At 69.5% G+C, this 14428-nt stretch carries 13 protein-coding genes; 2 read left to right on the top strand and 11 right to left on the bottom strand.

All coding sequences use genetic code 11. The features are described 5' to 3' along the window. Positions 1-55 precede the first annotated feature (55 nt). From KMW22_RS08615 to KMW22_RS08655, 9 genes are all read right to left on the bottom strand, one after another. A complete protein-coding gene (locus tag KMW22_RS08615; protein ID WP_221089630.1) occupies positions 56-1291 on the bottom strand; it encodes an ABC transporter substrate-binding protein in 1236 nt (411 codons plus the stop codon). Further along, on the bottom strand, positions 1288-2631 hold the full coding sequence (locus KMW22_RS08620) for an ROK family transcriptional regulator (protein WP_221089631.1): 1344 nt from the start codon (positions 2629-2631) through the stop codon (positions 1288-1290). The genes KMW22_RS08615 and KMW22_RS08620 overlap by 4 nt, the downstream gene beginning before the upstream one ends. 445 nt (positions 2632-3076) lie before the next feature. Further along, entirely contained in the window at positions 3077-4618 is a 1542-nt protein-coding gene (lysS, locus tag KMW22_RS08625) for a lysine--tRNA ligase (RefSeq protein ID WP_221089632.1), read from the bottom strand. A gap of 130 nt (positions 4619-4748) precedes the next feature. Beyond that, positions 4749-5237: a GreA/GreB family elongation factor gene (locus tag KMW22_RS08630; RefSeq protein WP_107137924.1), complete on the bottom strand. Its 489-nt coding sequence runs from the start codon at positions 5235-5237 to the stop codon at positions 4749-4751. A gap of 120 nt (positions 5238-5357) precedes the next feature. Further along, positions 5358-6485 (bottom strand): MFS transporter, encoded by a 1128-nt coding sequence (locus tag KMW22_RS08635; RefSeq protein ID WP_221089634.1) that lies wholly within the window; start codon positions 6483-6485, stop codon positions 5358-5360. Between the two features lie 181 nt (positions 6486-6666). Then, positions 6667-7206 carry a hypothetical protein gene (locus tag KMW22_RS08640; RefSeq protein ID WP_221089635.1) on the bottom strand — a complete coding sequence of 180 codons (540 nt, stop codon included), beginning with the start codon at positions 7204-7206 and terminating at the stop codon, positions 6667-6669. 53 nt (positions 7207-7259) lie between these two features. Next, the gene (locus KMW22_RS08645) at positions 7260-9563 is read right to left on the bottom strand and encodes an endonuclease MutS2 (protein WP_221089636.1); all 2304 of its coding nucleotides are present in this window, start codon (positions 9561-9563) and stop codon (positions 7260-7262) included. Positions 9564-9976: 413 nt separating this feature from the next. After that, the gene (locus KMW22_RS08650) at positions 9977-10387 is read right to left on the bottom strand and encodes a hypothetical protein (RefSeq protein ID WP_221089637.1); all 411 of its coding nucleotides are present in this window, start codon (positions 10385-10387) and stop codon (positions 9977-9979) included. Positions 10388-10390: 3 nt separating this feature from the next. Further along, positions 10391-10633 (bottom strand): hypothetical protein, encoded by a 243-nt coding sequence (locus KMW22_RS08655; RefSeq protein ID WP_221089638.1) that lies wholly within the window; start codon positions 10631-10633, stop codon positions 10391-10393. 314 nt (positions 10634-10947) lie between these two features. On the opposite strand from KMW22_RS08655, the gene KMW22_RS08660 reads away from it, so the two are divergent. After that, the gene (locus KMW22_RS08660; RefSeq protein ID WP_221089639.1) at positions 10948-11406 is read left to right on the top strand and encodes a DIP1984 family protein; all 459 of its coding nucleotides are present in this window, start codon (positions 10948-10950) and stop codon (positions 11404-11406) included. Positions 11407-11664: 258 nt separating this feature from the next. On the opposite strand, the gene KMW22_RS08665 is transcribed toward KMW22_RS08660, so the two are convergent. Together KMW22_RS08665 and KMW22_RS08670 are read right to left on the bottom strand one after the other, a co-directional pair. Further along, positions 11665-12636, bottom strand: coding sequence for a hypothetical protein (locus KMW22_RS08665; RefSeq protein WP_235692787.1), 972 nt, complete (start codon positions 12634-12636; stop codon positions 11665-11667). A 114-nt stretch (positions 12637-12750) separates the two neighbouring features. Then, positions 12751-14037, bottom strand: coding sequence for a replication-associated recombination protein A (locus KMW22_RS08670; RefSeq protein WP_328774641.1), 1287 nt, complete (start codon positions 14035-14037; stop codon positions 12751-12753). Between the two features lie 94 nt (positions 14038-14131). On the opposite strand from KMW22_RS08670, the gene KMW22_RS08675 reads away from it, so the two are divergent. After that, entirely contained in the window at positions 14132-14407 is a 276-nt protein-coding gene (locus tag KMW22_RS08675; RefSeq protein WP_221089641.1) for a hypothetical protein, read from the top strand. Positions 14408-14428 lie beyond the last annotated feature (21 nt).

Raw genomic sequence — 14428 nt, forward strand, 5'->3', positions numbered from 1 at the left:
TGTGCGGTACGCGGTGTTGACCGCGCCCTGCTGCCCGCGCACCGCTTCCCAACGCTTACTTGCCGATGCCCGCGCGCGCCGCGAGTTGCTGGGCGGCGGCGGCCGCGCCCGCGCTGTTGCGGCTGGCCACGTACTGGTCAATCACCGTGCCGAAGGCGCTCATGAAGCTCTCGGGGGCCACGGCGCCGTGCACCAGCGAGCCCACGATCTTGTTGCTCTTCCAGTCGGCGGCGGCCGAGCGGCTGTAGGTGTTGTACTTGCTCAGGTCGCTGTCGGTGCGCGCGGCGATGGAGCCCTTGAGGGGGTTAAAGGCGTCCTGGCCGGCCTTGGAACCCAGAACTTTCAGCCAGTTCATGGCCTCGGCGCGGTTCTTGGCGCCCTTGGGCAGCCCGAAGGAGTCGGCCAGCATCACAAAGGTCTTGGTGGTGCCGGGGGCCGGGGCCCAGCCGAAGCCGGTGTTGGGGGCCAGTTTCTTGGTGGTAGTGAAGTACCCGGCCGCCCAGTCGCCCATGATGTTAAAGGCACTCTGGCCGCTGATCACGCGGTCACTGGCCTGCTGCCAGCTGAGGCCCGAGGCGTCCTTGTTGGCGCAGTCCATGACCTTGCCGAAGGTGGTGAACACGCCCACCACGCGCGGGTCGGTGAATTTCAGCTTGCCGGCCCACAGGTCTTCCCAGCCCTTGGCGCCCAGGGTGCCAATCGCCACGGATTCCCACAGGTGCTGCTGGGTCCAGTTTTCACCCACCACCAGCGGCGCGGCGACGCCCTTGGCCTTCAGCGTGCTGCAGGTTTTCAGGAACTCGGGCCACGTCTTGGGCACGGTCACGCCCCAGGCTTTCAGCTTGGCGGGGTTGTACCACATGACGTTGCTGCGGTGCACGTTCACGGGCACGCTCCAGATGCCGCCCTTGCTGGAAATCAGGCGCACGAGGTCCTTGGGGAACGCCTTGTCCCAGCCCTCGGATTTAAAGAGCCCGCTGAGGTCCTCCATGCGGTTGGCCACCACCCAGGTGCCGATCAGTTCCTGGCCGGCGTGCGCCTGGAAGGAGTCGGGCGGGGTGCCGCCCAGCATGCGGGTTTTCAGCACGGCCTTGGCGTTGGTGCCCGCGCCGCCCGACACGGTGGCGTTGTCCACGGCCACGCTGGGGTAACGCTGCTTGTACACCTTGATCAGGGCGTCCAGGGCGGGGCCTTCGTCACCGGACCACCACGAGAAGATTTCCAGCTTGCCAGCAGCGGCGGCGCTGGTGGTCAGGGCGAGGGCGGCGGCGATCATCAGGGCTTTTTTCATGAGACTCCTCCGTACGGGGGAAAATGAGATCGGGTGGGGGCGGGGTCGCTGGGGCCCACGCCGGGCGGCGCGCGGCTGGCGGCCAGGTCGTGGGCACTCTGGTTGACCCGGGCAATGCCGTACAGGTGCGGCAGGCCGCGCGGGGTAAACAGCGAATCCAGCATCATGGCGCCGGCCCCCAGCACCCCGGCATCGCCGCCCAAGGTGCCCAGGTCAATGCGCACCCGGTCGGCGTTGATGCGCATGGTGCGGCTCTGGGCGCTGGCCCGCACCGCCTCCAGCAGCACCTCGCCGGCCTGCGACAGCCGCCCGCCAATCACCACCGCCGCTGGGTTAAAGAGGTTCAGCGCGGTGCTGATCGCCACGCCCAGATGGTGCCCGGCTTCTTCCCACACGGCCCGGGCCAGGGGATCGGTGTTGGCGTGCGTGAGCAGACTGGCCAGGGTGACCGGCGTGGGCAGCGTGCTGGGCACCCCGGCCGCGCGGCGCTCCTCGGCGAGGCGGAGCAGCACGCCCGCCGCCGCGTAGCTTTCCAGGCTGCCCGGGTTCCCGCTGCGCCCCACCGGCCCCTGCTCGTTAATGCTGATGTGCCCGATCTCGCCCGCCCCGCCGCGCGTGCCCCGGTGCAGGCGCCCGCCCAGCAGCACGCCCGCGCCAATGCCAGTGGCGGCCTTCACGTAAATCAGGTCCTGGGTGCCCCGGTGTGCGCCAAAGCGGGCCTCGGCCAGCGCGCCCAGGTTGGCGTCGTTGTCCACCAGCACTTCCAGACCCAGCAGGGTACGCAGGGCTTCGCGCACATTCTCGCCGTCCCAGCCGGGCATGTTGGGCGGCTGCACCACCCGGCCCGTGTCGTGGTCCACCGGGCCCGGAATACCCACGCCCACCAGGGCCACCTGCGCCGGGTTCAGGCGCGCGGCCCGCAGCACATCGTGGCTGAGGTCGTGCAGCAGGGCGTACGTGGCGCGCGGCCCGGCCTGAATGTCGTGCGGCACGCTCTGGGTGGCCAGGGTGCGGCAGTGGAGGTCCAGGGCGTCCACACGGGCGTGGCTGGCGCCCAGGTCCACAGCCAGCAGCGCGGCGGCGCGGGTGTTCAGGTTCAGCAGGGTGGCCTTGCGGCCCACACCGCTGCTGCCCCGCGTCCCCACCTCCTGCACCAGCCCCACGCTGATCAGTTCCGTGACAATCGAGCTGATCGCGCTGCGCGACAGCCCCAGGTCCCGGGCAATGTCCACCCGGGCCAAGTCACGGTTCCACAGCAGGCCCAGCAGCAGCAGTGTGTGCCGCGCGCGGATGGCCGCGAGGTCCAGGGTATCGGCGCTGTGGGGGTCATCGTGCAGCATGCAGGCGTCCTTGGATCATGGGGGTCCTTCCCGGCGGGTAGCCGGGCCAGGGGGCGAAAGGACAAAAAAACGTCGTCAGACACGGGTGATCTGAACAGAAGGTCAGGGTTGTGTGGTCAGATGGTGCGCCCTGGCAATTTTGTTTGTCAAACGAACGAATGAATGAAGCGGTTCCAGTGCAAGGTTGTGCAGGCAGGTGGTGAGGGGCGCAGAAGGCGAGCGTTGAAAGGCCGCACAGAGACAGCATTTCTGACTTCCCTAGGTGAATGGGAGCGGTGTCGCCTCAATGGGCAAATGTCGGTCGGGGGCGTGGCAGGGTTGACCTGCCCAAAAAGAGGGGGCCTGCCGGACCGGTCGGCGCTCCCTTCGCCCTATGCACAGCAGCAGGCCGGGAAAGGACTTCTCCGCTTTCCCGGCCTGCGCGGACTGTGCTCGTTCTGGACTGTTACTCGTCGCTGGCTTCAGCCTCGCCCTTCTCCCCTTCCCCGCCCGTGCCTTCGGGGCGCAGCAGGGGGAAGAGCAGCACGTCGCGGATGGAATCGCGGTCGGTGAGCAGCATGGCGAGGCGGTCCATGCCCATGCCCATGCCGGCCGTGGGGGGCATGCCGTATTCCAGGGCCAGCAGGAAGTCCTCGTCCTGCTCGTGGGCCTCGTCGTCACCAGCTTCACGCCTCTGGGTCTGGGCCTCAAAGCGGGCGCGCTGGTCCAGGGCGTCGTTCAGCTCGGAGTAGATGGGGGCCAGCTCAAAGCCCGCCACGTACAGGTCGGCGCGTTCGGCCAGCCCGGCGCGCTCGCGGTGCACCTTCACCAGCGGGCTGATCGCCAGCGGCATGTCGGTCAGGAAGGTGGGGTTTTGCAGCAGCGGCTCCACGTACTCGCCGCCCAGCTTGTCCAGCAGCTTGTAGTCCGGCACCTTGCGGAACTCGGGGTGGCGTTCGTCACTCCACTGGCGCAGCTTGACCAGATCCAGCGGGTCAAAATCCAGCCCGGCCTGTTCCTTCAGCGCCGTCACAAAGTCCAGGCGCTTGAAGGGCAGCGAGAAATCCAGTTCCTTGCCCTGGTACGTCAGCTTCGGCTCACCCTTGAGTTCCACCACAAGGTCGTGCAACAGCTGCTCGACCAGCTTCATCATGTCGTTGTAGTCGCCGTAGGCGAAATACGCCTCCAGCATGGTGAATTCCGGGTTGTGGGTGCGGTCAATGCCTTCGTTGCGGTAGTTGCGGCCAATCTCGTACACGCGCTCGAAGCCGCCCACCAGCAGGCGCTTGAGGTACAGCTCCAGGCTGATGCGCAGGCTGAATTCGTGGCCCAAGGCGTTGTGGAAGGTCTTGAACGGCCGGGCCTCGGTGCCGCCGGGGACGACCTGCAAGGTGGGGCCTTCCACCTCCATGAAGTCGCGGCTGTCGAGGAAGTGGCGAATAAAGCGCAGCATCCGTGAGCGCGTGCGGTAGACCTCGCGGCTCTCGCTGTTCACCATCAGGTCCACGTAGCGGCGCCGGGCACGCAGTTCTTCGTCCTGCAGGCCGTGGAACTTGCTGGGCAGGGGATGCAGGCTCTTGACCAGCGGCTGCCACGAGGTCACGCGCAGGGTCAGCTGCCCCGTTTTGGTGACAAAGGGAAAGCCCCGCACGCCAATAATGTCGCCCAGGTCAATCTTCTTGGTGGCGTCAAAGCCCTCCGTGTCCTGCTTGGAAAAGTGCAGCTGGATTTTGCCGTGCTCGTCGTTGAGGTCGGCAAAGGCCGCCTTGCCCATGTGGCGCATCAGGGTCACGCGGCCAGCCAGGGCGTAGACCTCTTCGGGCCATTCCTGCCCGCTTTCCAGTGCGCCGGGGTGGGCGGCCAGCACGTCGCGGGCGTGGTGGGTGCGCGCGTAGCTGTAGGGGTAGGCTTCAAAGCCGGCGGCAACCTGCGCGTCCAGGTTGTTCAGGCGGCTGACGGTCTGCTCGTGCAGGCCCTCGAGGCGCGGCGCGGGGGGGACGTCGGACATGAGGGGAAGTATAGGGGCGGGTCGGGGAGTCGAGAAGTCGAGAGGTCGGGAAGTCCAGTGGCATCTTCGCCCTCGACTCCTCGACCTCTGAACTTCTCGACTTGAAGGGGGCCTGCTCCGCCCCGGCCCCTCAGTATTCGATGCTCTTTACCTTGTACTTCATCTGCTTGCCGTTATCCAGGTTCACCACAAAGGATTCGCCCTTCTTGCGGCCCATCAGTTCCTTGCCTACCGGGCTGTCTTCAGAGACGCGGGGCAGGCTGCCGCCAGTCACGGTGGCTTCGGCGGCGCTGACCACCTGGACCTTCATGTCCTTTTTGGTGGTTTCGTTGGCCAGCACCACAATGGCGCCCAGCTCAATGCGGCCGTCGTGCTCGTGGTCCTCGATGACGGTGGCGCGGGCCAGGGTGTCTTCCAGCTCGTCAATGCGCGCTTCGATGTTCATCTTCTCGCGCTTGGCGTCCTCCAGACCCGTGTCCTCGGTGTCGGAGTTGGTTTCCATCTGCTCTTGCAGAATCCGGGTGGCTTCGGCCAGGCGGGCCATTTCCTGATCGAGCGTTTTTTGCAGTCGCTCGTACCCTTCGCGCGTGAGCTTTACCTGTCTGGTCGCTTGTGCCACTCTGGAGCCTCCGTTGCGCCGCCGGGCCATGCCATGCCCCGCTCGGCCATGATGGGTGGGTTGGGGTGAGAATTCGCCGCGCATTCTGCCACACGCCCCCAGCGCTGACAATGCGCTTTGCTAGGCGGCGGCCCCCGGGCGCAGGCCCCGCCGCGCCAGCAGGGTAAAAGCGCCCATCAGGAGGGCCAGTGTGCCCAGACCCAGCGGCACCGCCGCCAGCCCAAAGCGGGCCAGCAGGGCCCCCAGTGCCGCTGGCGCCAGCACCCCGCCCACCGAACCCGCCACCAGCAGCAGCGGCACCAGCCGCGCTGAGAGGGTCTGGCTGGCCCAGGCCAGGGTGGTGCCGAACACTGGGGCCAGCGCCAGCCCCGCGCCCAGGAACGCCACCGGGGCCCAGGCGGGCACCAGCGCCAGGGCGGCCAGGGCCACCAGGGCGGCGGCGCAGGCCAGCAGCAGGCGGTGGGGCGCCACGCGGCCACCAAAGACCCCGGTCAGCACCCGGCCCACGGTCAGGGCCCCCCAGAACAGGCTGAGAATCAGCGCGGCGCCCCCCACGCCGTGCCCGGTCAGGTAGCGCACGATCCAGGCGCCGTAGCCGGCCTCCATGCCCACGTAGGCCACCAGCAGCGCGGCCAGCAGGCCCGCCTGCACCCCGGGGCGGGCCGGCGCGGTCTCAGGGCGGCGGGTCACGATCTCGGGGACACCCCACACGCGGCCCACGACAAACGTGGCGGCGCACAAGGCGGCCACGGTCAGGAAGGGGGCGGCCAGCCCCAGGCCCAGGCCCGCCACCAGCAGCGGCGACACCAGACTGCCCACCCCGAACACCGCGTTCACGAGGTTCACGGCGCGCGCCCCCACGCTGGCGTACGCGGCGTTCATGCAGGCGCTGACCCCCCCCAGGCCCAGGCCCCCCACGGCCGCCGCCGCCACCGCCAGCGGCCATGTGGGCGCCAGCACCACGCCCACCATGCCCAGCGCCAGTACCAGCAGGCTCCACGAGGTGCCGGCCCGCGCGCTGAGGCGGCGCAGCAGCAGTCCCACTGGCAGCGGCGCGCAGGCCGAGCCCAGAAAGTGCGCGCTGGCGATGAGGCCCACGGTCGCCGTGGACACCCCGTAACGGGCCTCAAAAAGTCCAAAGGCCGGGCCGTACATGGCCTGAATGACCCCCAGGGTAAAAAAAGCTGCCGCGCCCGTGGCCAGCAGGGGCCAGGACAGCGGCACGGATGGTGCGGGGGCGGCGTTCACAGCCGGGATGCTAGCAGGGCGGTCCGGTTGCAAGAGATCGCGTGTCTACCACCCACAGCGGCGAGGAAAATTGCCCTGGGCGCTTCCCACGGCGGTTTCAGGGCACAGTCGGCAAGAGACAGCGGCTTCAATGACATTGAGAAGTCCTGCTGATTCTGGGGTGGAATAGGCCCCGGCGCAGTCAGAAGCGGAAGAAGGGCAGGGCGTCTGCGCTCGGGGCCGCTGTCGCGTAGACACTGCCGTTGCCCGGCGACAGATACTGAAGACGGTTGACGCCGCTCAGGTCGTCCACGTGACAGACCTCCTGCCCGGGGTCGCCCTGGCCCTCGGGATCGCAGCGAACCTGATGGGGTCGCCCGTCCAGCGTTCTGTGCACGCCCGTGGTCAGCCGGTCCAGCGCAAAGATGTTCGCGCGGGCAAACGCGGCTTTCGCGGCCTCGTCGCGCAGGAAGGCCTCGGTGCTCAGGCCTTTTTCCGCCAGCAGGCGGGCCAGATGGGCGGTCCGCTCGTCGTCGCCCATATTCGGCGCGAGGACCGCCACCGGCCCCTGCACGGCGGCGAGGGTGGGCAACAGGGCCTCGCAGTACACGTCGGTCTGACTGCGGGCGCAGGACCGGACATAGTCCCGCGCACTCACCGGGCTGTAGAGATCCAGGCCCTGCAGATCACACGCCGACAGGCTCAGAGCCAGGAGGGTCCACCCCAGGACATGGCGGGTCATGGCCCCAGGGTACGCGACGCGCCGGCCGCCCGCTGCCCAGCCTGCCCCGCCCCTCAGCGCCGGATGTTCACGATGGTGACCCCGTGACCGCCCTGGTTGGCTTCGGCGTCGTGGAAGGATTCCACCTTCTTGTCGCCCTTCAGGTACTCGCGCAGCAGGCGCCGCAGCACCCCCTGCCCCTTGCCGTGCACCACGCGCAGCGGGCTTTCTTTCAGGGCGTGGGCTTCCAGGATGGCGGCGCGCAGTTCTTCCACCGCCTCTTCCACGCCCAGGCCGCGCAGCTGCAGTTCGTTCTGAAAGGTGCTGGCGGTCGTGCCGGTAAAGCGCGGGCCCCGGGTCTTGGGCGCGCCCGCCGCCACCGGCTTGGGCTCGCCTTTCAGGCGCACGTCGCGGCGCTTGACGCCCACCTTCATCACGCCCAGCTGCACCACCAGATCGTCGCCGCGCAGTTCCAGCACCTGCCCGCTGGCGTTGTAAGCCGGCACATCCACCACGCTGCCCACGCGAATGGGGTCGCCCCGGTCCTCGCGCGGGGCCGCCGCCGGGCGCGCCTTCTGGGCGGCCACGCGCAGTTCGCGCAGTTCCTGCATCACGCGCGGGCGGGCGCTGTCTTCCTGGGCGCGGGCGCGCAAGGTCCGCACCCGCTCAATAGCGTCGGCATACAGCGATTCGGCCTTCTGGGCGGCCTCGGCCAGCATCTCGCCCCGGCGGGCTTCCAGGGTTTCGCGTTCCTGCCGCACCCGGCCCAGTTCGGCCTCGGCACCCTGGCGGGCGGCGGCGGTGGCGTCCAGCTGGGCGCGCAGCTCGGCACGCTCGCGCTCCAGGCCTTCGAGCATGCGCTCCATCAGGCCGGCGTCGGGGCCCAGCAGCTCCTCGGCGCGGGACAGCACGCCGCGCGGCAGGCCCATGCGCTGCGCAATCGCCAGCGCAAAGGAACGCCCCGGCTGCCCCACCTGCAGCACGTAGGTGGGCGCCAGGGTCTCCACGTCAAAGCCCATCGAGGCATTCTTCAGGCCGGGGGTTTCCAGAGCGAACAGCTTCAGGGGCGAGAGGTGCGAGGTGATCACGCCGCGCGCGTCCTGCGCCAGCAGACATTCGATCATCGCCTGGGCCAGCGCGGCGCCCTCGTTGGGGTCGGTGCCCGAGCCCAGCTCGTCCACCAGCACCAGCGTGTCGGGGGCGGCGTGGCGCAGCACGTAGCGCAGGTGCTTGAGGTGACTGGCAAAGGTGGACAGGGACGCCTCAATGCTCTGTTCGTCGCCAATGTCTACCAGCACGTCGCGCACCACCGGCAACCGGGCGCTGGCCGCCGCCACGTACATGCCGCACTGGTGCATCAACACGGCCAGACCCAGGGTTTTGATGGTGGCCGTCTTGCCGCCCATGTTGGGGCCGGTGATCAGCAGCAGCTTGGTGTCGCCCAGCGAGAGGTCGTTGGCCACCGGGTTTTCAATCAGGGGGTGGCGCACCTCGCGCAGGTCGTAGGTGCCGCCGGGCACGCTCTCGGGGCGGTTCAGGCGCCAGTCGCGGGCCAGCCGGGCCTTGGCGGCGATCAGGTCCAGTTCGCCCACGGCCGAAAGGGTCAGGGGCACGGCGCTGTCGGCGGCCAGCAGGCCCGAGAGCTCCGTCAGAATGCGCCGGACCTCGGCTTCTTCATCCAGGATCAGGCGCGTGAGTTCGTTGTTTAGCTGCGTCACCGCCGCCGGTTCCACAAAGTAGGTCTGCCCGGTGGCGCTGGCGTCCACGATGATGCCCTGCACCTGCCCCACGCGGCTGGCCTGCACCGGCAGCACGTAGCGGTCGCGGCGAATGGTGACGATGTGTTCCTGCAGCACGTCGGCCCACTTGTCCAGCGTGGCGGCCAGCTTCTCGCGGATGCGCCCGCGCAGGGGCTCAATGCGTTTGCGCAGATCGCGCAGGCGCGGGCTGGCGTCGTCGCGCACGGCGCCGTCGCGGTCCAGGGCCGAGAGCACCCGGCGCACCAGTTCGCTGTGGTCGCCCAGGTCCCCGGCCACCTCGCGCAGCGGCCCGCGCGAATTGGCATTGATGGCCCGCTTCACGGTCATGGCGCCGTCCAGGGAATAGGCGGCGCTCAGTAGTTCCTGTCCGGTCAGCACCCGGCCTTCCTGCGCGCGGGCGTGCAGCTCACTGATGTCCTGAATGCCGCCCAGGGACAGGCTGACCCCGAACAGGGCGTCTTCCACCTCGTCCAGTTCCCGCGCAATCCGCCCAGCGTCGCTCGACGGGCGCAGGCTGCGGGCACGCGCCGCCCCCAGGGTCGTGGCGCTGCGCTCGGCCAGGGCAGAGAGGATGCGGGGGAAATCCAGGGCGGACAGGGCGCGGGCATCGAAGGACATCTCGCTCAGGAGCATACCGGCCGCACCCCGGGTGGACCGTGCGCCGAGTGGCTTAGAAAGCGTTGACTCAATTCAGCGAGGGAAGGTGTGCCCCTTCACTTGATCGGCGCGCCTCCCTTGGCCGTGTGGGGCGCCTCTACGGCTTCCGGAACGTGGGACGGCATGTTTCCGACCAGAGGGACTCGCAGAGCGGCGGAGCAACGACGGAGCCCGCTCACCCCCCTCCCAGCCTCTGCTGCGCAGCTCTGCGAGTCCCCCGCAAGGGGGGAGGAGCAAAAATGCCGTGGTGATCGCTGCTCGTTGCCGTGGACGCTGAACCTGTCCGAACCATTGACCAGAACGCATTGTCCCCATTCAAGAGGAGGCGCGCCGGCCCCGACGGGCGGCGCGCTCCCCCTGCTGGTGCCCAGCGGCTAACTGAGGGCCGGGTGCCCAGCGGTAGTCCCCAGGTCTGTGACCACATGGGCGCAACCCTGGCAGGCGCCCTCGCCGGTCTGCACGTACCAGCGGCAGCGGTCCCGGATGCTGCACGGGGGCAGGGCGGCGCCGGGCTGCAGGGGCACCACCTCGGCCACCGCGTCAATCACGCCGCAGCGCTGTCCGGTCCACTGCGCGCAGCCCCCCGCCTGACAGGGCGAGGCAAAGCGGAAGCGTTTTTCCGGCGCGCGGCCGGTGCGGGCGGCGGCCACAAACTCGGTGTCCACCTCCAGGACACTGGGCAGCAGCTGAATCAGGCCGCCGGGCGCCACCACGCCGATCAACAGGTGGCCGGGCGCGCAGGTGGAACTGGGACACAGCAGCGGCCCACGGGGCAAGGCGGTCATGGCCTAGCGGGTAAACGACCGCAGCCGCTCGGCAATCTGCTTGTCCGGGCGAATGAAAATGCCCATCCACTCTTTGGGAAACTTGTAGTGCAGTTCGCTGTCGCCGTGCAGGTCCAGCTCGGCGAGGGTCTGCATGGTGGTCAGGCGCAGGCGGCGGTCCAGCAGGGCGCGGAACTCCGGCGAGAGTGGGGTGTCACCGAAATCCACGGTGAAGGTGCTGCGGCGCGGCGCGGTCTTGTCGGTCATGATCCTCTCCTCCAGGGGTGACGGGCAGGCAAAACGGGACGACGAGAGCTGAGGGTGGCTGGACAAATGGTGCCGACGGGTCGCTGGCAATGGCCTCCCCTGCCCTGCAGGCGGCAGAGCGGCGCCGCAGGGACGGGCGCGGGAACAGGACCGGGCGGGCGTGCCGGCGGCGCTGTTCGGGCGCTGGGCTCAGTGAACACTGCCCCCCGTGATCAGGCCGTGATCAGCGGAGGGGGCGGGTCAGGGCGGTGTGGCCGCGCCACCCCCGCAGAACTCTCCGGCACCGGGCGAACACAGCCAGTACGCTGAAGCCGATGAAACTGGCCGAAGCCCTGATTGAACGTGCCGACCTTCAAAAACGCGCCGCGCAGCTGGAAGAGCGCCTTGTTCGGAACATGCTGGTGCAGGAAGGCGAGGAGCCGTCGGAGTCGCCCCAGGCCCTGCTGGAAGAGTTTGACCGGGTGGTGGGCGCGCTGAGCACCCTGCTGCCCCGGATTCACCGCGCCAACCTGTCGGCCACGCTGCCGGGCGGTGAAACCCTGACCGACGCCCTGACAAGGCGTGACCTGCTCGACCTGCGCCTGAGGGTGTTGCGCCGCGCCGCCCTGACCGCCTCTGAACGCCCCACCCGCTACAGCACCAGCGAAGTGCGTATTCTCCCCACCCTGCCCGCCCGGGTGCTGCAAACGCAGGTGGACGCACTGGCCAAAGCCCGCCGCGAACTGGAAGCCCAGATTCAGCAGACCAACTGGTTGACGGACCTGCCCGCTTAGGCGCACAGTGCAGAGTGGAGAGGCCCACAGGGCGAGCGGAAGCCCCCCTCGCAACAGGGTTACGTTGCAACCTCCCTGAGGCACTGGGGCAAGTGTCACCCCTCTCACCGGGCACGCCCAGCACCCCTCACGCCTGACCTTGAACGCGTCACCCCTCACCACCACGCTTCGGCGTCCGGTGAGCCTCTTCACCCCGCCTGATTCTCTGACGAGCAGGCGGGGCTGTTTTGGCCTTCAGGCCGGTGCCGGGTGCGGGGCTTAGGCCTGTGCCGTGCCCTCTACCGCCGCCAGAAACCCCTTAGGGTCGTCTACATGCAGGCTGAGCTGGGGGGCCGTTTTCGTCATCCCGTAGGGCCCCAGCACGCGCACCGGCTGCGCGAAGGTCAGCACCACGTTCGGTTTCACCCCCACGGCGATGGTGGGCACAGCAGCGTCTTGGCCGGCCGCAAAGGCGCGGGCCGATTGCACGTTGACCAGCGGCGTGCTGGCGGTCCAGTGCAGCCCGGTGCGCAGGTACAGGCGGCGGTGGGTGACCGTCAGGGGGCGGCGCGCCAGCGCGCGGGTGTAGGCCAGCAGCCACCCGGCGCCCAGCGCGTTCGCGGCCAGATGCAGGGCCGCCGCCGTGGGCGAGTGCGGCGCCAGCACAAAGTGAACCGGCAGGCTTTCCAGGGCGGTGTAAAACAGCAGCAGCGTCACCGTGGCGGGCACCGACGAGCCGCGCTGGGTGCCGAAGTGCTGGCCTTCGGGAAGGGCCGGGCGGCGCCACAGGTGGGGCCACAGCAGGGCGTCGTAGCTCAGCAGCCGGGCCATGCGGGGCGAGGGCAGCGCGCGGGCCAGCAAGGCCTCGGCGCGCTCCACATCGTCGAGTTCGGCAAAGCCTTCAGGAAGGGGCCGCCGCAGGCCCCGCAGGCCCAGGGCCGCGCCCGCCACCAGCGCCGCCACGCCCAGCCCCCACCAATCCCGCACCAGCGGCACGCACAGGGCCAGCACGAGTGCGCCGCGCAGGCCCAGCAGCAGGGCGCGGGGCCAGTGGCGCTCCTGGCGTGGCGACGCGGCCCATACCAGCAGGGCGGTGGTCAGGGTGGCGTCGAACAGCGCGGCGCCGGCCAGCAGCGTGCGGCCCTGAGGCGTGGCATACGGCAGCAGGGCCAGGGCCGTGACCGCAGCCAGCAGCGGCACCAGCCAGGAAAGACGAATGTGGGGCGGGGGCAGAACAGGGCGGCTGAGCATGACGGGAGCACCTCCGGCGAAATTGTGGTGCCTGCACAGTAGGGAAAAGGGCGCCGCCGAATGTCCTGCCTGTCGGGGCCAGGCCTTCAGAGCTTAGCCGTCAGAGCCTGGCCCTCAGCCCCCGCTGCCCTCCCCTTCCCCGTGGGCGTCTTTGAGCTTGCGCCAGCGCTCCGCCACGCGCGCTTCCCAGCCCTCGCCGGTGGGGGCGTACAGGTTCAGTTGCACGCCGTCGGGCAGGTAGGACTGGGCAAACGACCCTTCCGGGTCGTCGAAGTAGTAGGCGTAGGCCTGCCCGTAGCCCTGCTGCCGCATCAGGGCGGTGGGCGCGTTGCGCAGGTGCAGGGGCACCGGCAGGCTTTCGCCCTCGCGCACGGCCTTCAGGGCCTCGCCCCAGGCCACGTACACGCTGTTGCTTTTGGGCGCCAGGGCGAGGTACACCACCGCCTGCGCCAGCGCCAGATCACCTTCGGGGTGGCCCAGAAAATCGGCGGTGTCGTGGGCGGCCACCGCCAGCCGCAGGGCCTGGGGATCGGCCAGCCCAATGTCCTCGGCGGCCATGCGGATGATGCGCCGGGCAATGTAGCGGGGATCGGCGCCGCCCTCCACCATGCGGGCCAGCCAGTACAGGCTGGCGTCCACATGGCTGGCCCGCACGCTCTTGTGCAGCGCGGAAATCAGGTTGTAAAAATCCTCGCCGTTCTTGTCCATCTGCGGCAGGTGGCGCCCGAAGGCCTCGGTGATCGCTTCTGGGGTCACCGGGTTGGCCAGGGTGGCGGCCACCTCCAGGGTGCTCAGGGCGCGCCGGGCGTCGCCCTCGGCCAGGCGGGCCAGCAGATCCAGGGCCTCGGGCTGGGCCGTAACCCCGCTCAAGCCCCGTTCGTCGCTCAGGGCGCGCTCCAGCAAGCCGCGCACCTCCTCGGGGCTCAGGGCCTGCAGCACCAGCGTGCGGGCGCGCGAGCGCAGCGCCGGGTTCACCTCAAACGACGGGTTTTCCGTGGTGGCACCGATCAGGGTCAGCAGCCCCGACTCCACATGCGGCAGCAGGGCGTCCTGCTGGGCCTTGTTGAAACGGTGGATTTCATCCAGAAACAGCACGGTGCGCAGGCCCCGGGCGCGCTGGCGCTCGGCCTCGGCCACGGCGTCGCGCACGTCCTTGACCCCGGCACTCACCGCCGACAGGGCGATGAAATGCGCGCCCACCTCGCCCGCCAGCAGCCGCGCCAGGGTGGTTTTGCCCACGCCGGGCGGGCCCCACAGAATCAGGCTGCCCAGGCGCCCGCCCTGCAGCACGCGGGTCAGCGGTTTGCCGGGCCCCAGCAGGTGGGTCTGCCCCGCCACCTCGGCCACCGAGCGGGGGCGCAGGCGCTCGGCCAGGGGGGCAGGCGGATCAAACAGCGTCACAGGCGCCAGCATACGGGCCGAGCCGGCCCCGCGTGGACCGTGATTTTCTTTAGGGAGCCGCTCCGGTGCCCCCAGACCGCGCCAGAATGCGGGCATGGACGAGACAACCCTGCGGCATCAGGTGGCGTTGACGGGCTTTGCGCCCGGGGTACAGGTGCAGCACGTGCCCGGCCCGGGGCTGGTGCTGCGCGCCACCGACGGCATGGGGCGCGGCCTGGAAGTGCAACTGACCGACGAGGCCGCGCGCCTGTACGGCGAGGGCCCGGCGGTGTCGGTCACCCTGGAACGGCTGAAGCAAGCCGCCGAGGCGGGGCTGCCGGAGGCGCGGCCGGACGGCAGCTTTGAGCGGCTGGTGTTCGTGGGGGACTGAAGGGCCATGGGCCATGGGCTA

It is taken from the genome of Deinococcus aquaedulcis (genome assembly GCF_019693445.1).
GTDB classification, from domain to species: Bacteria; Deinococcota; Deinococci; order Deinococcales; family Deinococcaceae; genus Deinococcus; species Deinococcus aquaedulcis.

What these genes read in the sequence shown, in the direction of transcription:
- lysS (WP_221089632.1), bottom strand. Translation starts at nt 4,618, where the DNA reads ATGTCCGACGTCCCCCCCGCGCCGCGCCTCGAGGGCCTGCACGAGCAG.
- KMW22_RS08665 (WP_235692787.1), bottom strand. Translation starts at nt 12,636, where the DNA reads ATGCTCAGCCGCCCTGTTCTGCCCCCGCCCCACATTCGTCTTTCCTGG.
- KMW22_RS08620 (WP_221089631.1), bottom strand. Translation starts at nt 2,631, where the DNA reads ATGCTGCACGATGACCCCCACAGCGCCGATACCCTGGACCTCGCGGCC.
- KMW22_RS08640 (WP_221089635.1), bottom strand. Translation starts at nt 7,206, where the DNA reads ATGACCCGCCATGTCCTGGGGTGGACCCTCCTGGCTCTGAGCCTGTCG.
- KMW22_RS08645 (WP_221089636.1), bottom strand. Translation starts at nt 9,563, where the DNA reads ATGTCCTTCGATGCCCGCGCCCTGTCCGCCCTGGATTTCCCCCGCATC.
- KMW22_RS08660 (WP_221089639.1), top strand. Translation starts at nt 10,948, where the DNA reads ATGAAACTGGCCGAAGCCCTGATTGAACGTGCCGACCTTCAAAAACGC.
- KMW22_RS08615 (WP_221089630.1), bottom strand. Translation starts at nt 1,291, where the DNA reads ATGAAAAAAGCCCTGATGATCGCCGCCGCCCTCGCCCTGACCACCAGC.
- KMW22_RS08650 (WP_221089637.1), bottom strand. Translation starts at nt 10,387, where the DNA reads ATGACCGCCTTGCCCCGTGGGCCGCTGCTGTGTCCCAGTTCCACCTGC.
- KMW22_RS08655 (WP_221089638.1), bottom strand. Translation starts at nt 10,633, where the DNA reads ATGACCGACAAGACCGCGCCGCGCCGCAGCACCTTCACCGTGGATTTC.
- KMW22_RS08675 (WP_221089641.1), top strand. Translation starts at nt 14,132, where the DNA reads ATGGACGAGACAACCCTGCGGCATCAGGTGGCGTTGACGGGCTTTGCG.